General features: G+C 66.7%; 20 protein-coding genes. 12 read left to right on the top strand and 8 right to left on the bottom strand.

Annotated features, from left to right (window positions below; all coding sequences use genetic code 11):
- Positions 1 to 111 precede the first annotated feature (111 nt).
- A complete protein-coding gene (locus tag C665_RS20725) occupies positions 112 to 264 on the top strand; it encodes a hypothetical protein (RefSeq protein ID WP_156147754.1) in 153 nt (50 codons plus the stop codon).
- On the opposite strand, the gene efp is transcribed toward C665_RS20725, so the two are convergent.
- Together efp and earP are read right to left on the bottom strand one after the other, a co-directional pair.
- The gene (gene efp, locus C665_RS12410; RefSeq protein WP_004311867.1) at positions 257 to 814 is read right to left on the bottom strand and encodes an elongation factor P; all 558 of its coding nucleotides are present in this window, start codon (positions 812 to 814) and stop codon (positions 257 to 259) included. The two genes, C665_RS20725 and efp, sit on opposite strands and share 8 nt — an antisense overlap.
- 65 nt (positions 815 to 879) lie before the next feature.
- Positions 880 to 2,067 (bottom strand): elongation factor P maturation arginine rhamnosyltransferase EarP, encoded by a 1,188-nt coding sequence (earP, locus tag C665_RS12405; RefSeq protein WP_040829169.1) that lies wholly within the window; start codon positions 2,065 to 2,067, stop codon positions 880 to 882.
- Positions 2,068 to 2,434: 367 nt separating this feature from the next.
- On the opposite strand from earP, the gene C665_RS12400 reads away from it, so the two are divergent.
- Positions 2,435 to 3,397, top strand: coding sequence for a hypothetical protein (locus C665_RS12400; RefSeq protein ID WP_004311863.1), 963 nt, complete (start codon positions 2,435 to 2,437; stop codon positions 3,395 to 3,397).
- Positions 3,398 to 3,660: 263 nt separating this feature from the next.
- On the opposite strand, the gene C665_RS12395 is transcribed toward C665_RS12400, so the two are convergent.
- Positions 3,661 to 4,407, bottom strand: a complete 747-nt coding sequence (locus tag C665_RS12395) for a 16S rRNA pseudouridine(516) synthase (RefSeq protein ID WP_004311861.1) — start codon at positions 4,405 to 4,407, stop codon at positions 3,661 to 3,663.
- A 127-nt stretch (positions 4,408 to 4,534) separates the two neighbouring features.
- On the opposite strand from C665_RS12395, the gene C665_RS12390 reads away from it, so the two are divergent.
- The 7 genes from C665_RS12390 (at position 4,535) to C665_RS12360 (ending at position 9,237) form a co-directional block, all read left to right on the top strand.
- The gene (locus tag C665_RS12390; protein ID WP_004311859.1) at positions 4,535 to 5,002 is read left to right on the top strand and encodes an SRPBCC family protein; all 468 of its coding nucleotides are present in this window, start codon (positions 4,535 to 4,537) and stop codon (positions 5,000 to 5,002) included.
- Positions 5,003 to 5,194: 192 nt separating this feature from the next.
- Positions 5,195 to 6,205, top strand: coding sequence for a recombination-associated protein RdgC (locus tag C665_RS12385; protein WP_004311857.1), 1,011 nt, complete (start codon positions 5,195 to 5,197; stop codon positions 6,203 to 6,205).
- Positions 6,206 to 6,697: 492 nt separating this feature from the next.
- On the top strand, positions 6,698 to 7,153 hold the full coding sequence (locus tag C665_RS12380; protein WP_004311856.1) for an NfeD family protein: 456 nt from the start codon (positions 6,698 to 6,700) through the stop codon (positions 7,151 to 7,153).
- Positions 7,154 to 7,173: 20 nt separating this feature from the next.
- A complete protein-coding gene (locus C665_RS12375) occupies positions 7,174 to 8,043 on the top strand; it encodes an SPFH domain-containing protein (RefSeq protein ID WP_004311854.1) in 870 nt (289 codons plus the stop codon).
- A gap of 67 nt (positions 8,044 to 8,110) precedes the next feature.
- A complete protein-coding gene (locus C665_RS12370) occupies positions 8,111 to 8,491 on the top strand; it encodes a hypothetical protein (protein WP_004311852.1) in 381 nt (126 codons plus the stop codon).
- A 20-nt stretch (positions 8,492 to 8,511) separates the two neighbouring features.
- Entirely contained in the window at positions 8,512 to 9,033 is a 522-nt protein-coding gene (hemG, locus tag C665_RS12365; RefSeq protein WP_004311851.1) for a menaquinone-dependent protoporphyrinogen IX dehydrogenase, read from the top strand.
- Between the two features lie 3 nt (positions 9,034 to 9,036).
- Positions 9,037 to 9,237 (top strand): hypothetical protein, encoded by a 201-nt coding sequence (locus C665_RS12360; protein WP_004311849.1) that lies wholly within the window; start codon positions 9,037 to 9,039, stop codon positions 9,235 to 9,237.
- A 275-nt stretch (positions 9,238 to 9,512) separates the two neighbouring features.
- Here C665_RS12360 and C665_RS12355 read toward each other — a convergent pair whose 3' ends face one another.
- Positions 9,513 to 10,670 (bottom strand): M20 aminoacylase family protein, encoded by a 1,158-nt coding sequence (locus C665_RS12355; protein WP_040829166.1) that lies wholly within the window; start codon positions 10,668 to 10,670, stop codon positions 9,513 to 9,515.
- 144 nt (positions 10,671 to 10,814) lie between these two features.
- Positions 10,815 to 12,284, bottom strand: a complete 1,470-nt coding sequence (locus C665_RS12350; protein WP_004311846.1) for an MFS transporter — start codon at positions 12,282 to 12,284, stop codon at positions 10,815 to 10,817.
- A gap of 196 nt (positions 12,285 to 12,480) precedes the next feature.
- Here C665_RS12350 and C665_RS12345 point away from each other — a divergent pair, with 196 nt between their 5' ends.
- Entirely contained in the window at positions 12,481 to 13,371 is an 891-nt protein-coding gene (locus tag C665_RS12345; RefSeq protein ID WP_012584269.1) for a LysR substrate-binding domain-containing protein, read from the top strand.
- A 60-nt stretch (positions 13,372 to 13,431) separates the two neighbouring features.
- Here C665_RS12345 and C665_RS12340 read toward each other — a convergent pair whose 3' ends face one another.
- From C665_RS12340 to C665_RS12330, 3 genes are all read right to left on the bottom strand, one after another.
- Positions 13,432 to 15,039 carry a peptide chain release factor 3 gene (locus C665_RS12340; RefSeq protein ID WP_004311843.1) on the bottom strand — a complete coding sequence of 536 codons (1,608 nt, stop codon included), beginning with the start codon at positions 15,037 to 15,039 and terminating at the stop codon, positions 13,432 to 13,434.
- Positions 15,040 to 15,175: 136 nt separating this feature from the next.
- Positions 15,176 to 15,394, bottom strand: coding sequence for a YMGG-like glycine zipper-containing protein (locus tag C665_RS12335; protein WP_004311841.1), 219 nt, complete (start codon positions 15,392 to 15,394; stop codon positions 15,176 to 15,178).
- A 236-nt stretch (positions 15,395 to 15,630) separates the two neighbouring features.
- The gene (locus C665_RS12330; protein WP_004311839.1) at positions 15,631 to 17,013 is read right to left on the bottom strand and encodes a class II fumarate hydratase; all 1,383 of its coding nucleotides are present in this window, start codon (positions 17,011 to 17,013) and stop codon (positions 15,631 to 15,633) included.
- Positions 17,014 to 17,150: 137 nt separating this feature from the next.
- Here C665_RS12330 and C665_RS12325 point away from each other — a divergent pair, with 137 nt between their 5' ends.
- Positions 17,151 to 18,305, top strand: coding sequence for a sugar diacid recognition domain-containing protein (locus C665_RS12325; RefSeq protein ID WP_004311838.1), 1,155 nt, complete (start codon positions 17,151 to 17,153; stop codon positions 18,303 to 18,305).
- 112 nt (positions 18,306 to 18,417) lie between these two features.
- On the top strand, positions 18,418 to 18,873 hold a 456-nt coding region (locus C665_RS12320), incomplete at its 3' end, for a glycerate kinase (RefSeq protein WP_004311836.1).

Here is an 18,873-nt window from a genome sequence, read left to right as displayed (position 1 = left end):
GCCTCGGGCGCCGGAGCGGCTTGTTCGACCTTGGGCGCCGGCGCGGGCTCGGGTGCGCAGGCGACGACGAGCACGGAGGCGGCGAGGGCGAGGAGCAGGCGGGACGCGTTCATGAAGGACGAGAGCGGATTCGACGGCGACAGCCTGCAGGGTACGCAATCCCGTCGCGAAGAAGAACTGCAAGATGCACGCCGCAACAAGCGGAAAAACGATGGGGCCCACATGGGCCCCATCGTATCCGTCACACCGGAACCGCTTACTTGACGCGGTTCTTGTACTCGTCGGTGCGGGTGTCGATCTCGATCTTGTCGCCGATCTCGACGAAGGCCGGCACGGGCAGCTCGAAGCCGGTGCTGATCTTGGCCGGCTTCATGACCTTGCCCGAGGTGTCGCCCTTGACGGCGGGCTCGGTGTAGACGACCTCGCGCACCACGCTGTTGGGCAACTCGACCGAGATCGCCTTGCCGTTGTAGAACACCACCTCGCACTGCAGGCCGTCCTCGAGGTACTTGAGCGCGTCGGTCATGTTGTCCGCTTCGACTTCGTACTGCTCGTAGTCGGCATCCATGAACACGTACATCGGGTCCGCGAAGTAGGAGTAGGTGACTTCCTTGTGGTCGAGGACGACGACCTCGAACTTGTCGTCGGCCTTGTAGACCGACTCCGACGGCGCACCGGTGAGCAGGTTCTTGAACTTCATCTTCACGACCGCGGAGTTGCGGCCGGACTTGTTGTATTCGGCCTTCTGCACCACCAACGGGTCGCTGCCGACCATGATGACGTTGCCCGAGCGGAGTTCCTGAGCGGTTTTCATGCTGTTTCCTGAATGGTTCGACGCGACTCGTGGTCGCATGTCCTTGAAAAAATTAGCGCGCGATTCTACCGCGCGGCGTGCGCGATGTGGGAACAGAATGTATCGAGTGCGGTCGCGAGATCGGGCAGCTCCGCCTGCACATCGCACCAGCGGCGAGCATGGACATCGAGCCCGGGCAGCGCCGCGGCGAGGGCCGGCCAGGCCTCGGCCGGCGTCGCACGATCCGGCGCGCAGCCGTTCCAGGCGCGCCAGAAGCGGGCGAGCGCATCCGCCTCGGCCGCCGGCAGCCCCTGCAGGTAGCGCGCCAGGAAAGCCTCGAGCTTGTCGTGATGGGCGGCATCCGCCTGCGGATAGATCTGCCACACGAAGGGTCGCGCCGCCCATTGCGCGCGCACGAAGGAGTCCTCGCCGCGCACGAAATTCAGCTCGCAGGCCCACAGCAGCTCGTCGTAGCCCGCCTGGTCGGTGAAGGGCAGCACGCAGGCGGTGAGCGCGCCGTGCACCACCCGATCGCCCGCCTGCAGGCGCTCGCGACCGAGCGCACGTTGCACGTCGCCGAGCACGCGCGACTCGGGCACCAGCACCAGCATCTCGCGACCGCTGCCGGCCCAGGCGTCGAACAGGGCGGGGAGCTCCGGCTGCTCGTAGGCGAACAGCGACACCCGCAGCGCATCCGGGCCGCTCGCGATGCCGCGCGCGGCCAGCCAGGCGGCGCGTCCCTCGGGACGGGCTCGCCAGGCGTCGCGGCGCGCGAGCAGGTCGGCCTCGCGCGGCAATCCGCCAGTGCCCGCATCGAAGCCCGGAAAAAAGAAATGCTTCACCAGCGGCAGGCGCGGATGCGGCGAGGCCATGCCGTGACAGCCCGCCACCCAGGCCTCGGCCGACAGGTACTCGAGGTTGATCCACAACGGCGCCTGCCGCAGCGCCGCCATGGCCTCGAGCTGGGCGGTCGGCAGCTCGCAGGCGAAGGCCTCGACGACGATCTCGCCCGGCACGAGCGGAACGAACGCCCTCGTCCAGCGCCGCAACTCCACCCCTTGCACGCTTCCGCCCGCCCGCTCATCCACCGCGGCGGCGGCCGGACAGATGCGCCGCAAGGCCTCCCATTCATCCACCCAGAGCCGCACCGCTCCACCTCCACGGCGTGCCAGATCGGTCGCCAGCCGCCAGCACACGCCGATATCCCCAAAATTATCCACAACCTGACAGAAGATCTCCCAGCGGGGACGGGCGGGCGACCGGAATCGATGCATGGTGGGGACAATCCTGGATAAACAATGGGGACAGCTTGTGAACAAGCCGACTTCACGCGATCGGCCGGAAAAGGCTCAACAAAACGCGCACAGCCGACCAAGGGGCTTCTCAACCGCCTTTTGAAGAACACGAACGCTTTGCCGGCAAGGTCTCCGGGTACTTATCCACAAGAAACGCGCCACTGTTAACTTCTTTGTTATTTAAATCAATAGAAAAACAGAAGAACAAACCCGCAGCCGCCACGGCCGGGCCACCAAGCTTGCCCAGCGCACGAGAGTGCCGGCATGATGCCGGCCATGGGTGGTCGCTTCCCCGACCACGAACCACCCGAGAGGCCGCCAGGCCCATGAATCAGGATCTTTCCCCATGCATGGCCGCAAACTTCTTCCGCTCGCCCTGATCCTCGCCTTTCCCGCGCTCGCAATCGCCCAATCGGCGCAACAGCAAGGACTTCCCTCCCCCGAGGCGGCGCAGGAACAAGCTCTGCTGGAGCAGAGCCGCACGCAGGTGCGCGGTTTCTCGGTATGGCTGGGGGAAACGGTGAATGACTGGTTCGGCGATCGTCCCTTCGAGGAGGGCGGCAAGGTGACCAATGGGCGTCTGGGGCTACGCAACCTGTGGCGTCAGGACGAAGGCTGGAATACCAACGTGCGTTTCCGTGCGCGTTTCGATCTCCCCAACCTGCGCGACAAGGCCTACGTTTTCATCGGCCGGCAGAACGAGCGCGAACTCGTGACCGACCAATCCGAAGCCTTTACGCGCGAACAGCTCCTGCTCGAAGAACGCCGCAAGGAAGACCAGACCGGTTTTGCCGGCGTGGGGGTGGCCTTGCGCAAGAACCTCGATTTCCGTGTCGGTGTGCGCGGCGGAATGAAGTTCTACACGCAAGCGCGTTATCGCAAGCAGTGGGCGCTGACCGAACTGGACCGGATCGAATTCCGCGAAACGGTGTTCTGGAACAACAAGGACAAGTTCGGCTCGACCACCGCGCTGGACTACGAGCACGCCTTCACGCCCTCGCTCTCGCTGAATTGGCAGAATGCGACGACGATTTCGGAAAAGACCGACGATTTCGCCTGGGGTAGCAGCCTGGGGCTGTTCAAGCGCTTCGGTGACGATCGGATCCTGTCGGGCGAGATGCTGGTGACCGGAGAAACCGGTGCCGAAGAAAACGTGGATGAATACGGCGTGCGGATGAAATGGACCCAGCCGGTCTATCGCGACTGGTTGATCGGCGAGTTCATCGTCGGCCACTACTGGCCGCAGCGCGAGGACCGCGAGCGCGAGCGCGCCTGGGGGGTCGGGGTGAACCTCGAGATGCGCTTCTGAGCTTCCGAGGCCTCGTAGGAGCGACGCAAGTCGCGATCGGCGCGCCGGTTCGTGCGGCACTCGTCTCGCCACCGCAATCGCGACTTGCGTCGCTCCCACGGGAGACAGCGCGGCGTATCGGCGCCGTAGGAGCGACGCAAGTCGCGATCGGGCCTCGATAGCACCGTCCGCTCGAGGGCGAGCGTCCAATCGCGACTTGCGTCGCTCCTACGGAAACCGGTGCGGAGGCCGGCGCATGCGGCGGAGCGCGATGGCAGGCAGGCTCAGGAAGTCGCGTCGGCGTAGTCGGCCAGGCGGGCCAGGTCCTCGGCCTCGAGCCAGCGCCACTGCCCGGGCGCCAGCCCGGCCGGCAGGTCGAGCCCGCCCACGCGGCTGCGGTGCAGCACCTCGACACGGTTGCCGGCGGCGCCGACCATGCGCTTGACCTGATGATACTTGCCCTCGCAGATCGTCAGCCGCAGCGTGGTCGGACTGAGCAGCTCGCACGCCGCAGCCGCGATCGGAACGGGCTCGTCGTTCAGTTCGACGCCGGCGACCAGCCGGTCGGCGAAGTCCTGTTCCACCGCATGCTTGAGCGTCACCTCATAGACCTTGGGCGTACGCTTCTTTCCCGAGCTCCACTGGTGGATGAACTGGCCGTCGTCGGAGAGCAGCAGCAGGCCGGTCGTGTCCTGGTCGAGCCGGCCCACGCACTGCACGCCGCGGGCGAGCAGCTGCGGTGGCAGCAGGGTGAACACCGAGGGATGGAAGGTCGGCTTCTGCGAGCATTCGTAGCCTGCAGGCTTGTGCAGGACCACGTAGGCCTGGGCGCGGAAGCGCCAGGGTTGATCATCGACGGTGAATTCGAGCCCGGGCGAACCATCGCGGCTGCCGGGGTCGAACTCCTCGGTGGGGTCGTCGCAGACTTCGCCGGCGACGCTGACGTAGCCGGCACGGATAAGGGCACGGCAATCCTTGCGGCTGCCGAAGCCCTGGGCGTGGAGGAGGCGTTCGAGTTGCATGGGACGCATGTTAGCAGGGCGAGCGCCGCGGCAAGATGGACGCCCCGGCTCACCGTGCAGGATGGGGAGCGACCGAGGTCGTGCCGTGCGCGGGCCGAGCGGGTAAACTGCCGCCCTGGCCGCTCGGGAGAAGCACTTGAAATTCGAACACCTGATCGAGGTCAATGATCTCGCCGACCCGCTGCTGACCCCGCTCACCCGCGAAGAGCTGTGGTTCGGCCTGCTCTGCCGCGCCGAGGACGCGCGCGCCTTCCTGCCCGGCCTGGAGGCCTGCCGCATCGTCGAGCGCGGCGCGGGCAGCCTGGTCCGCGATCTGCACTTCGGTCACGCCGTGATCCGCGACCGGGTGAACTTCGACACCTTGCGCTGGATCCGCTTCGAAACCGAGGCCAACGCACAGCATGCCGGCGGCAGCCTCACGATCACGATCGAGGAACCCGAGCCTGGCGCCCTCTTCCTGCGTTTCGCCTACCACACCTCGCTGCCCGACCAGGGCGAGGACGCGCGCTACGCGGAATTCGTGCGCTCGGCCTACCACCAGTCCGACCTCGACACCGTGCGCATCATCCGCATGATCGCCGCGTCCGGCGGGCTCGAACAGTAGGGCCCCCAAGGACTCCCGACGGCGCTGCGGCGGCCGGCTTGCCATGGCAGCGTGCTGCCGTGCGCGAGTGGCCTGGCCAGCGAACTTCCCGTGCGGTGGCGTTGCATGTGCGGGCCGGACGGCTCGCACAGCCGTTTTTCGCTCCCGAGCGTCGTCTCATCTTCCCTCTCACCAACAGGAAACCCCTTCGTCATGTGGTTCAAGAATCTGCAGGTCTATCGCCTTCCCGCCAACTGGGACATGAGCGCCGAGCGCCTCGAGGAACAGCTCGCGAAGAAGCCCTTCCACCCCTGCGGCAGCCAGGACATGGAGAGTCGCGGCTGGCTGTCGCCGCTGGGCAACGAGGTGCTGGTGCACGCCGTGGGCGGCCAGTGGCTGGTCTGCCTCGGCTTCGAGCACCGCCTGCTGCCCTCCGCGGTGGTCAAGCAGGAGGCCGACGAGCGCGCCGAGGAGCTGGCCGAGCAACAGGGCTACAAGCTCGGTCGCAAGCAGTTGAAGGAGCTGCGCGAGCAGGTGACGCAGGAACTGATGCCGCGCGCCTTCACCCGCCGCCGCCGCATGTTCGCCTGGATCGACCCGATCAATGGCTGGCTGGTGGTGGATGCCGCCAGCCAGAGCAAGGCCGAGGACATGCTCGAGCAGCTGCGCCACACCCTCGACAGCTTCCCGCTGACCTTGCTGCGCACCGAGCGCTCGCCGATGTCGGCGATGGCCGACTGGCTGGCCGGTGGCGAGGCCCCGGACGGCTTCACCATCGACCAGGACTGCGAGCTGCGCTCGGTGGCCGAGGACAAGGCCGCGGTGCGCTATGCGCGTCACCCGCTCGAAGGCGACGACATCAAGGGCCACCTGGAAGCCGGCAAGCTGCCGACCCGGCTGGCGCTGACCTTCGACGACCGCATCAGCTTCGTGCTGACCGAGAAGCTAGAGATCAAGCGCCTCGATTTCCTCGACATCGTGCGCGATCAGGTGGGCGAAGCCGACAAGGACGACGCCGAGGCGCTGTTCAACGCCGAATTCGCGCTCATGACCGGCGAGCTCGCCCACCTGCTGCCGGCGGTCGTGGCCGCGCTCGGCGGCGAGCTTGCAGGCGCCGCGGTGGAAACCGGCGTGAGCGCCGAGCTGCCGCGTGTGCAGAAGGAAATGGCCGCCGCGCGGCCGGTGTCCGCGCAGACCGTCGCCGCGGACGATCCGCCGTTCTGAGCCTCGCAGCGCCTGGCCGGATTGGCACGGGCGCACGGGCCGGGCTGCTGCATCGCGACTTGCGTCGCTCCCACGGTACGGCTCCAGAAGAGCGGTGGATTCTCTAGGAGCGACGCAAGTCGCGATACAGGCCGTCGAGATGGAAATGCTGCACCGATGGGGGGTTCGAGCCGCAAGCAGGGGTCCGCTTCTTGGTGTACACAGAATTTAAAGATTTAAAAGATCATAAAGATCATGTACCGCCCGATTCTGTGGACAACCCGGTTTTTCATGGCTGAATCAGCGTCTTGCATCAAGCAAAACCCGGTGCACGATGGCCGCGGGAAACGAGTACGGTTTGTGGATGAAAAACCCGCCGTCGCCGCCTTCACGACTTATCCACAATTTCCGATCCCCTTCGGTCACAGCTTTCCCACTGCCCGAAAAACGCCACACGGGAACCGATCCTCACCCGCGAACCCGTTCCCCGGCGAGCTGCGCTAAAGTCTGCCCATGAACGACACGATGTTCCTCGAATGGTGGCACTGGGAGATCGCCGGCATCGCGCTGGTGCTGCTCGAGCTCGCCCTGCCCTCCTTCTTCATCATCTGGTTCGGGCTCGGTGCGATGCTCACCGGATTCGTGCTGCTCGCGATGCCGGACCTGGCGCTGTCGCAGCAGATCGCGGTCTGGATCATCGCCTCGATGGCGATGACCGTGCTGTGGTTCAGCTTCGCGAAGCGCGCGCGCGTCAGGACCCTGATCGGCACCGCCGCCGGCGAGGTGATCGGGGAAGTGGGCCTGCTGGTGAGCGCGGTCGCGCCCTTCGAGCGCGGCAAGGTGCGCTTCCAGCGCCCGGTGCTCGGCGCCGACGAATGGGCCTGTGTGGCCGAGAGCGCGATCGCGGCCGGCGAGCGCGTGAAGGTGGTGAGCGTGGAGGGCAGCTACGTCAAGGTGACGAAGGCCTGAGCAACAAGGAAAGCAAGGAAATGATCATGTCGGAAGGACTCGCGATCGCGATCGCGGTGCTGGTGTTCGTGGTGATCACGATCGCCAAGGGGGTGCGTCTGGTGGCGCAGGGCGAGGAATGGGTGGTCGAGCGCCTGGGCAAGTACCACGCCACGCTGCGCCCCGGGCTCAACATCCTCATCCCCTACCTCGACCGCGTCGCCTACAAGCTGGTGACCAAGGACATCATCCTCGACGTGCAGGAGCAGGAGGTCATCACCCGCGACAATGCGGTGATCCTCACCAACGCGATCGCCTTCGTGAAGGTCACCGACCCGGTCAAGGCGGTGTATGGCGTGACCGACTTCTCCGAGGCGATCCGCAACCTGATCATGACCACGCTGCGCTCGATCGTCGGCGAGATGGAGCTCGACGAGGCGCTGTCCTCGCGCGACAAGATCAAGGCGCGCCTGCGCGAGAGCATCGCCGACGAGGCGGTCGACTGGGGCCTCACGGTGAAGTCGGTCGAGATCCAGGACATCAAGCCTTCCGAATCCATGCAGCGGGCGATGGAGCTGCAGGCCGCCGCCGAGCGCGAGCGCAAGGCCGCGGTGACCAAGGCCGAGGGCGCCAAGCAGGCCGCCATCCTCGAGGCCGAGGCGCGGCTCGAATCCGCCAAGCGCGACGCCAACGCCCAGGTCATGCTCGCCGAGGCCTCGGCCGAGTCGATCCGCCGCGTCACCGCCGGAATCGGCGACCAGGCGGGCCCGATGATGTACCTGCTCGGCGAGAAGTACATCGCCGCGCTCGAGAAGCTGGGCGACTCCGGCAGCGCCAAGATCGTGGTGATGCCCGCCGACCTCCAGGAGACCTTGCGCGGCCTCGTCGGCCGGCTGGGCGCGCGCGGCTGAATCCGCTCCAGCCCGGCGTCTCCGATCGCTTTCCCCGGATCCGTACCCGCAACAAAGGAAGACAACGATGCGCAAATACTCGAAACCCGTCCGTAGCCTGATTGCCGCCGTCGCACTGGTCACGGTCTCCACTGGCGCGCTGGCGCAGAACTTCATGAAGGACAAGGCCGAGGTCGAGAAGCTGCTCACCGGCGCCACCTTGATCGGCGTGTATCTGCGCACCGAATCGGCCTACACGCTCAAGTTCGGCACCGACGGCACGCTCACCGACACCACCGGCGCCAAGGCGCGCTGGTGGGTGGACGACCAGGCGCGCTATTGCCGCGAATGGCTCGACGGCAAGCTCAAGGGCAACACCGGCTGCATGAACCTCGAGCTCGAGGAAGGCCAGGTGGCGCTCTACTCCGAAGGCAAGAAGGTGGTCGAGGGCATCGTCACCCGAAAATGACCTGCGCGACCGGAGCGGGCATGCGACTGCTGATCGTCTATTCCACCATCGACGGCCATACGCTCGAGATCTGCGAGCGCATCGCCGCGATCGCGCGTGCGACCGGTCACGAGGTCGAGCTGGCCGAGGTGGAGTCGGCCAGCGCTGAACAGCTCGAGGCCTGCGACCGCATCGTGATCGGCGCCAGCATCCGCTACGGTCACCATCGTCCCGCGGTGAAGGCCTTCATCGACCGCCACCAGGCGGCGCTCGAGGTGCGCCCGAACGCCTTCTTCTCGGTCAACGCGGTCGGCCGCAAGCCGCACAAGCGCCAGGCCGACACCAACCCCTACGTGCGCAAGTTCCTCGGCCAGCTGCGCTGGAAGCCGCAGCAGGTGGAGGTCTTCGGCGGCAAGATCGAATACCCGCGCTACGGCTTCTTCGACCGCAACATGATCCGCCTGATCATGTGGATCACCGGCGGCCCCACCGACCCGCGCTCGGTCACGGATTTCACCGACTGGACGCAGGTCGAGGCCTTCGCGCACCAGCTTCTCGCCTGACTGGTGACGGAAAACGCGCGCGCCGCGGAGCCGATCGCGGGCTGGGCACTGTGGCGGCTCGACGACAACGGCAACCGCTTCGTCGTCGCGGTGTTCGCGCACCGCGAAGAGGCCGAGGCGGCCGCGTACGCCTTCGAGGCGCACGGACACAAGCAGACCTACTGGGTGGAGGCGGTCGGCGATCGCGGTTGCCCACCCGTTTGACGGGACTTCCTACACCGGCGCCGGGATGGCGGCGAGGGTGTGCTCGAGATGCTCGCAGCAGCGCATCCAGACCATCGCGACCGGCGATGGCGAGCGGTGGTGTGGATGGTCCGGGGGGCACTTCGGCCGCGGCCAGGTGGACAGCCCATTGCTTGCGGAGGCCGCGGCGGACGAATCGCCGCGATTTGCGGAAACTTCCGCGTGCCACGAGCCTGCAAGGCCTCGGCGACCGGCTCGTCGAGGCTGCAGACGTTTCCAGCGCCTGGTTGCCGCGCTTACTTCAGGTGGTGCTGGGTCAGCGCCACCCAGTAGGCGGCGCCCACGGGCAGGTTGTCGTCGTCGAAGTCGTACTTGGGATGGTGAACCATGGCGGTGTCGCCGTTGCCGATGATGCAGTAGGTGCTCGGCTTGAGCTGGGCGAAAAAGGCGAAATCCTCGCTGCCCATGTAGGTCGGTCCGGGCATCACCACCTGATCCTCGCCGAGCAGCTTGCGGGCGACGTCGGCACACTCCTCGGTCAGCGCGGGATCATTGACCAGCACGGCACCCGGCGAACCTTCGCGGATTTCGTAGCGGACCCCGAAGGCCTCGGCCTGTGCCGCGGTGATGGACTTGATCTTGGCGAGCACCAGCTGACGCGTTTCCGGCTTGCTGGTGCGGGTGCTCAGGCGCAGGGTCGCGGTCTGCGGAATGACGTTGCCGGCATCGCCCGCCAGGAAGGCGCCGACGCTCACCACGGCTGAATCCTTGGCCGCGACGTTGCGCGAGACGATGGTCTGCAGCGCCATGACCAGGGAAGCTCCCGCCACCACCGGGTCGATGCTTTTCTCGGGCATCGAGCCGTGGCTGCCGACACCGGTCAGCACGATTTCCCAGTTGTCCACCGCGGCGAACAGCGGGCCGGAGGTGAAGTACATCTTGCCCTGCTCCAGCGCGGGCATGTTGTGCATGCCGAAGACCGCATCCATCGGGAAGCGCTCGAACAGACCGTCCTGGATCATGGCGACCGCGCCGCCCATGATTTCTTCGGCGGGCTGGAAGATCAGGTTGACCGTGCCGTTGAACGCACGAGTGCGCGCCAGGTGCTGCGCAGCCCCCAGCAGCATGGCGCTATGACCGTCATGACCGCATGTATGCGACTTGCCTTCGATGGTGCTCTTGTGGTCGCTGTCATTCGCTTCCTGCACGGCGAGGGCGTCGGTATCGGCACGCAGGCCGATCGACTTCTTGCTGTCGCCGCAGCGCATCCTGGCCACCACGCCCGTCTTGCCGACGCCTTCGGTGACCTCGTATCCCCACTCCCGCAGCAGGCCGGCGATGTAGCTGGCCGTCTTGTGCTCGTCGAACGCGACCTCGGGGTGGCGGTGCATGTGGTGACGCCAGGTCTTCATCGCTTCCTGATTCGCCGACAACTCTTGCAAAAGCGTGCTCATGATGACTCCCGATCGAAATCTGAAACCTGTTGATGAAACGCCCGGGCCGTGCGGACCGATGCGATCGGCCCGGGCTGACTGTGCGCACGCGCCATGCTGGAATCCACTGCGCACGGCGCGGAGAGGGTTTGCCCTGGAAGCGGGTCAGTTCTTCTTGCCGACGAACTTCGGCACGGTGAGCATGATCGACATGATCGCCACCACCACCATGAAGACGTTGAACATCAGCGCGATGATCGCTGCCTCGCGCACGGCCAGGTTGTCCTGGCGTCCGGCGAAGGTGATCACGCCTTCGAGCCAGGCGATGCTCTCGGGGTTGGCACTGAGCGCGGTGAAGATCGCAGCGGAGATCGCCACACCGAAGGCGGCGCCCAGCGAGGAAGCCATCTTGTAGATGCCCGCGCCCGAACCGGCCTGGGCGGCCGGTAGCGCGGACAGCGCGGCGTCGGTCGAAGGCGTGGCGTAGAAGGCCAGACCGACCCCGAACAGGGTGTAGCCGATGATGGCGAGGGTGTTGTAGTCCTCGAGCAGCAGGTTGGCCGGGGACAGCATCACGATCGACACGCCCACGATCAGGCAACCCCAGATCATCGGCTTGCGGGCGCCGAAGCGTTGCAGCAGCTTTTCACCGACACGGATGAAGGCGATGATTGCGATCGCATAACCCAGGGTCAGGCCACCGGCTTGCTGCGCCGTCATGTTGCCGCCCAGTTGAACCAGTTGCAGCGAAACCAGCAGGGTGCCGGCCACACCGTTGAGCAGGAAGTTGGACAGGGTGGCGCCGGTATAGGTCGGGTTCTGGAACAGCTTGAAATCGACGAAGGGCTGGCCGCTGGTGTTTTCGATACGGAAGAACAGGGTGCCGAAGATCACCACGACGGCGATCAGACCCATGATCAGCGGGCTGGTCCAGCCCATCTTGTTGCCTTGAGTGACGACGATCTGCAGGGCCACCATGCTGATCATGAAGGTCAGCACGCCCGGCAGGTCGAACTTGTAGGCGCCTTTGGTTTCGGCCTTGCTTTCCGGTGTGCCCTTGACCATCAGCATGCCGATCACGGCGACGACGATCGAGGCGAAGAAGATGTAACGCCAGCCGAGGTTCTCCGCGACCAGGCCGCCGAACAGCGAACAGACACCCGACCCTCCCCAGGAGCCGATCGACCACAGGCTCACCGCGCGCTGACGGGCCGGACCGTCCCAGTACGTCTTCACCAGCGCGAGACTGGCTGGCATGATGCAGGCTGCCGAAACCCCCTGCAGGGCACGACCTACCAGCAGGAAGGTGGTCGCCAGGCTGCCGGTGGGGGCGAGGGCGATCAGCAGGGAACCGACGATGCTGAGCAGGAAGCCGATCTGAACGGTCTTCACGCGGCCGATACGGTCTGCAAGCCCGCCGATGACGACGATGAAGATGCCGGAAAAGAGTGCGGTGATGGCCACCGCATTGTTCATCATGCTGGCATCGATACCGAGGTCCTTTTGCATGTCCGGCGCAATGTTGAGGACCGTCTGTGCAAAAAGCCAGAATGTGATGACGCCTAAGATGATGCCATACAGCAGCTTGTCATTGCCTTGGTAGGCAGTGCTTGGTGTACCCACGACGGCTGTCATGTCGATCTCCTGAATGAAGGGCTCTGGATGGAATTCACGCGGCCATGTTAGTCATTCGCTCGAGCGGCAAAAGGCATTTCATTGACTGTGGTGAAGACCGTTTGGAATCACCCCGGACGGTTTATCGGCTTATGATTCCGGCAATAAGACTCAGTCGATTGTTTGGACGGAATCCAAAGCATTCCGAACGAAACCGATGAAAGAGCATCAACTTCGAGCGCTGGTGCAGGTCGCGGAATGCAGTTCGATTCGTGCAGCGGCCCGTTCGATGCACCTGAGCCAGAGCGCCCTGACCAAGTCGCTGCGCGAACTGGAAGAAGACGTGGGTGAGGAACTCATGACCCGCAGCTACAAGGGCATCGAGTTCACCCCGGCGGGCAGCATGCTGCTCAGCCATGCACGGCTGGCGCTGTCGATTCTCGACAAGGCGGCGAGGGAAATCCGCCTGCTGCGGGGCGGTGCAGGCGCACGCGTGGTCCTCGCCGTCACGCCCATGGCGGGGGCCGTAGCCCTGCCGCGCGTGTTGCGCGAGTACGAAAAATTGTGTCCGGACGCCGAGGTGCACCTGACCGAAGGCTTGCTGAGCCAGGTTCTGCCCGACCTGATCGAGGGGCGCCTCGACTTTGCGATCGCGGTCGCCGATCCCGCCGAGCTGCCCTACGAAGTCATCTTCGAGCCGCTCGGACCCGCCAATGCCGTGCTGGAAGGACGGGAAGGCCACCCACTGGCCGCAGCCACGACCTGGGCGGAACTCCGCGACGCCAAGTTCGTGATGAACCTGAGCCCCGGCAGTCTCGGACGTGCCTTGATGAGCTGGATGGAGCAGCAGGGTCTGCCGACGCCCAGGCACGTGATCCACTGTTCATCGACCCTGCTCATGCTCGAGCTCATGCAGCGCACGGACTGCATCGGCATCGGTCCGGGCCGTCTGTTCGACGACAAGTTCGTCGGCTATGGCCTGCAGCGCATCGACGTGACGCCCATGCCGCCGCCGATGTGTTTCGGCCTGCTGCGCCTGCGCGCCTTGCCGCTGTCGACTGCAGCCAAACCGATGGCGACCCTGTTTTCGCGTTATCTGAGCACCTGAGCGGGGACGCAGCCCGGCCTGGGCTGCGCGATGAATGGCAGCGATGCTCGGTTGCCTCGCTCAGCCCAGCACTTCCCCATGCTCGCGCGTGGCGTGGAAGGTCACCTTGGGCCACTTCTCCGCGGTCACTGCCAGGTTGTAGCGACTGGTGGCCAGATACACCGGGTTGCCGTCGATGTCCTTGCCCAGGCGCAGCGCCTGTTCGCGCTCGAAGTTGCGCCGGGTGACGTCATCGGGGAAGGTGAGCCAGCGTGCGGTGTGGATGTCGGCCGGTTCGAAGATCGCATCGACCTTGTACTCGTCCTTCAGGCGCTGGGCGACGATCTCGAACTGCAGCACGCCGACCGCGCCGAGCAGCATCTGGCCGCCCTCGAGCTCGAAGACCTGGATCGCGCCTTCCTCGCCGAGCTCCTGCAGGCCCTTCTGCAGCTGCTTGGACTTGAGCGGATCGCGCAGGCGGGCGGCGCGGAACATTTCGGGCGAGAAGTAGGGGATGCCCTTGAAGCCGAGGTTCTCGCCTTCGGTCAGGGTGTCGCCGATCTGCAGCTGGCCATGGTTGTGGATGCCGACGATGTCGCCGGCGACGCCGTCCTCCATGATCACGCGCTCGTTGGCCATGAAGGTGAGCACGTTGGCCAGCTTCATCTCGCGCCCGGCGCGCACGTGGCGCACCTTCATGCCGGCGCTGTAGCGCCCCGAGCAGATGCGGAAGAAGGCGATGCGGTCGCGGTGCTTCGGGTCCATGTTGGCCTGGATCTTGAACACGAAGCCGGTGAACGCGGGCTCGGCCGGCTGCACCATGCGGCTGCCGCCATCGCGCGCCTGCGGCGGCGGCGCCCAGTCGATCAGCGACTGCAGGATCTCCTGCACGCCGAAGTTGTTGATGCCCGAGCCGAAGAACACCGGGCTCTGCTTGCCGGCGAGGAAGTCGTCGAGGTCGAAGGGCGGGGAGGCGCCGTCGATCAGCTCGACGTCCTCGCGCAACTGGCCGACCTCCATCGGGAAGCGCTTGTCGAGCTCGGGGTTGTCGAGACCCTTGATGATCTCGCCGTCGCTGCGGCGCTCCTCGCCCGGAGTGAAGGTCAGCACCTGGTGCTGCAGCAGGTGATACACGCCGCGGAAGGCCTTGCCCATGCCCAGCGGCCAGGTCACCGGCGCGCAGGTGATCTTGAGCACGTCCTCGATCTCGGCGAGCAGCTCGAAGGGTTCGCGCACCTCGCGGTCGAGCTTGTTGACGAAGGTGATGATCGGCGTGTTGCGCAGGCGGCAGACCTCGAGCAGCTTGATCGTCTGCGCTTCCACGCCCTTGGCGGCGTCGATCACCATCACCGCGGCGTCCACCGCGGTCAGCACGCGGTAGGTGTCTTCCGAGAAGTCCTCGTGGCCCGGGGTGTCGAGCAGGTTGATGGTGTGGCCCTGGTACTCGAACTGCATGACCGAACTCGTCACCGAAATGCCGCGCTGCTTCTCGACTTCCATCCAGTCCGAGGTGGCGTGGCGGGCCGACTTCCTCGCCTTCACCGTGCCGGCGAGCTGGATCGCGCCGCCGAACAGCAGCAGCTTTTCGGTGAGCGTGGTCTTGCCCGCGTCGGGGTGGGAGATGATGGCGAAGGTGCGGCGCTTCTCGACGTCGCGCAGCAGTTCGGGCGGGAAGGGGGTGGTGGTCATCGGGGCTCGTCGGCAGGAAAGCAGAAACCGCCCGCCCGGGGTCGGGCGCGGCGGGACGAGCGGGATTCTACCAAGCAATCAGGGGGATGCCGCGCCGCGGGACGCACCCGCGGCGGCATCGCGCGGCGACGGGGGCTTACTTCTTCTTGCCGACCTGGTCGCCGATGACACCACCGATCGCGGCACCGCCCACGGTGCCGAGGATGCCGCCGTCGGTGATCACGGCACCGGCCACGCCGCCGACCGCGGCGCCGGTGGCCGCGCTCTTCTCGCGCGAGGACAGGTTGTCCCAGGTCGCGCAGCCGGTGGTGGCGGCGGCGAGAAGCAGGGCGGGGACGAGGGTACGGATCTTCATGATGGCCTCCTTGTGATGGTCGGTGCGCGGAGCACAGAGACATTGCCGCGCCGTCGGGGGTGTGCAGTATGAGTGCGCATCCGACGCAGGGATCCGGTCGCGAGGTTTCGACTTGTTTCGGACTTCCCGGTTCATGCGGCAGCGCGGCAAGCGCCGATTTCCGGCCTTTCCGGCGCGCCGGCGCGCCGACCGCACGCCTGCGGGGCGGTCGCGTCGATCACATCCGGATGCAGGTCTCATCTGCCTAGCATGTCCTGCGGGCGCACCCAGGCATCGAACTCCTCCGCGCTGGTGAAGCCGAGCGCAAGCGCCGCGGTACGCAGCGTGGTGCCTTCCGCCCAGGCCTTCTTGGCGATCTGCGCGGCCTTGTCGTAGCCGATGTGCGGGTTGAGCGCGGTGACCAGCATCAGGCTGCGCTCGAGGTGCTCGGACATGCGCGCGTGGTCCGCCTCCAGGCCGGCCACGCAATGGCGCTGGAAGTTGCGGCAACCGTCGGCGAGCAGGCGGATCGACTGCAGCAGGTTGTAGGCGATGACCGGCTTGAACACGTTGAGCTGCAGATGTCCCTGGCTGGCGGCGAAGGCGATCGTGGCATCGTTGCCGAGCACCTGGCAGGCGATCATCGACAAGGCTTCGCACTGCGTCGGGTTGACTTTGCCGGGCATGATCGAGCTGCCCGGCTCGTTGGCCGGCAGCTTCAGCTCGGCGAGGCCGGCGCGCGGGCCCGAGCCGAGCAGGCGCAGGTCGTTGGCGAGCTTCATCAGCGCCACCGCGAGCGTCTTCAGCGCGCCCGACAAGGCCACCAGCGGTTCGTGTCCGGCGAGCGCGGCGAACTTGTCGGGCGCACTGACCAGGGGCAGGCCGGTCAGCGCCGCGAGTTCGGCGGTGATTTCCACGCCGAAACCCGGTGGTGCGTTCAAGCCGGTGCCTACCGCAGTGCCGCCCTGGGCGAGCTCGCACACCGCGGGCAGCGCCGCACGGATCGCATGCGCGGCGGTGTTCAACTGGGCGACGAAGGCCGACAGTTCCTGGCCGAAGGTGATCGGCGTGGCGTCCATGAGGTGCGTGCGTCCGGTCTTGAGCACCCCGGCATGGCGTTCGGCCTGGATGGCCAGCCCGTTCGACAGCTCGGTGATCGCGGGCAGCAGCTCGTCGTGCACCGCGCGCGCGGCGGCGAGGTGCATCGCGGTCGGGAAGCAGTCGTTCGAGCTCTGCGCGCGATTGACGTGGTCGTTGGGATGCACCGGCGCCTTGCCGCCGCGGCCCTGCCCGGCGAGCTCGTTGGCGCGCCCGGCGACGACCTCGTTGACGTTCATGTTGGTCTGCGTGCCGCTGCCCGTCTGCCACACCACGAGCGGAAACTGCGCGTCGTGGCGGCCGGCGAGGATCTCGTCGGCCGCCTGTTCGATCAGGCGGGCGATTTCTGCGGGCAGTTCGCCGCTGCGGGCATGCACGCGCGCCGCCGCCTTCTTGATCAGCGCGAGCGCATGCACGATGGCGATCGGCATGCGCTCCTCGCCGATGGCGAAGTGGTGCAGCGAGCGCTGGGTCTGGGCACCCCAATAGGCTTCGGCAGGGACATCGATCGGGCCGAGGCTGTCGGTTTCGCTGCGGGTCATGTTCGGCCTCCACGGGCGGGCAGACGGAAAACTCCGTCCCTACGCCATCGGACGCCGTCGGTGCCGCGCTTGTTCCGCAGCACGCCGCGCGGCAGCATGTGGCCGGTGTATGTCCAATCCGCCACCGGTGCGCCGCCATGTTCCTGCTCGATGCCTCGCTCGCCCAGTCCATCGTCGATCGCGCGATGCAGATCCTGCGCACCAACGTCAATGTGATGGACGAGCGCGGCCTGATCATCGCCAGCGGCGATCGCGCGCGCATCGGCAGCCGCCACGAGGGTGCGCTGCTGGTGCTGGCGCAGGGGCGGGCGGTGGAGGTGGACGCGGCGGTCGCGCAGCGCCTGCAAGACACCCGGCCGGGCATCAACCTGCCCCTGCGCGCGGAAGGCCGGGTGGTGGGCGTGGTGGGCCTGAGCGGCGAACCCGACGCGGTCCGCCAGCAGGCCGAGCTGGTCCGTCTCGCGGCCGAGACCATGCTCGAGCAGGCGCAGTGGATGCAGATGCTCGCGCGCGACCAGCGCCTGCGCGAGGAGCTGGTGCTGCAGCTGATCGGCGTCTCCCCGCCGGGCGCCGGGCTGGACGACTGGGCAAGCCGGCTCGGCGTCGATCTTGCCCGACCGTGCGTCGCCTTGCTGATCGAGATCGCCGACGCATCGCTGGCGGCCGATGCCGTCCTCGCCGCGCAGCAGCGCCTGCGCCGGCTGCTCGCCGAGCAGGAGCCCGGCCTTGCCTGCGCGCCGGTGACGTTGCGCGAGCTTGCCGTGCTGATGCCCTTGCCGGCGGCGGAATCCGATCTGCGTAGTCGCCTCCAGGCCCTGCACGGACGCCTGGGCGGCGAGGGCAGCGGGCAGCCATGTCTTGCCCTCGGTGGCCGTTTCGGTGGCGACGATGGCCTGGCTCGTTCCTGGCAGTCCGCGCGCGCCACGCTGCAGGCCGGGCGACGCCATCGCCCGCAGGCGGCGATCCACTGCTACGACGAACTCACCCTGCCGGTGCTGCTCGCAGGCCTGGGCGAGGGCTGGCGGGCCGACGAGCTGCGTCGCCCGTTGCGGCGCCTCGCGCAGCAAGACCGCGACGGCCAGTTGCGCCGCACGCTGGCGGCGTGGTTCGCGCACGACATGAAGGCGGCGCCGAGTGCCGGCGCGCTCCACGTGCACCGCAACACCCTCGAGTACCGCCTGCGCCGCATCGGCGAGATCACCGGGCTGGATCTCGCCCGTCTGAACGACTGCCTGCTGCTGTTCATCGGCCTCGAACTGGATGTCGCGGAAAACAGGGAAATTCCACAATAAACTGTCAATTCAAGTTTATTTTTTTGTGATATCCGACGATTGATTGTCGGCTCCCAGGGACTAAGCTCCTCTGCAGCGGGCATTCGACCCGCAGCGACCGGAGACCCTGCCCATGAAGAAGATCGTCATCGCCCCCGATTCCTACAAGGAGAGCCTGTCCGCGCTGGAGGTCGCGCAGGCGATCGCGGCCGGCTTCCGCCAGGTCTTCCCCGTCGCGGAGTACGTGCTGGTGCCGGTGGCCGACGGCGGCGAGGGCACGGTCGACGCCATGGTCGCCGCCACCGGTGGCCGCAAGGAGATCGTCACGGTGAGTGGTCCGCTTGGCGAGCCCGTCGAGGCCTTCTACGGCCTCACCGGCGACGGCGCGACCGCGGTGATCGAGATGGCGGCCGCCAGCGGCCTGGCGCTGGTGCCGCCGGACCGGCGCAACCCGCTCGTCACCAGCTCGCGCGGCACCGGCGAGCTGATCCGTGCCGCGCTCGACGCCGGTGCGCGCCGCTTCATTCTCGGCATCGGCGGCAGCGCCACCAACGACGGCGGCGCCGGCATGGTGCAGGCGCTCGGCGCC

Source organism: Thauera aminoaromatica S2 (assembly GCF_000310185.1).
GTDB classification, from domain to species: domain Bacteria; phylum Pseudomonadota; class Gammaproteobacteria; order Burkholderiales; family Rhodocyclaceae; genus Thauera; species Thauera aminoaromatica.
This window is presented reverse-complemented; position numbering and strand designations above follow the sequence as displayed.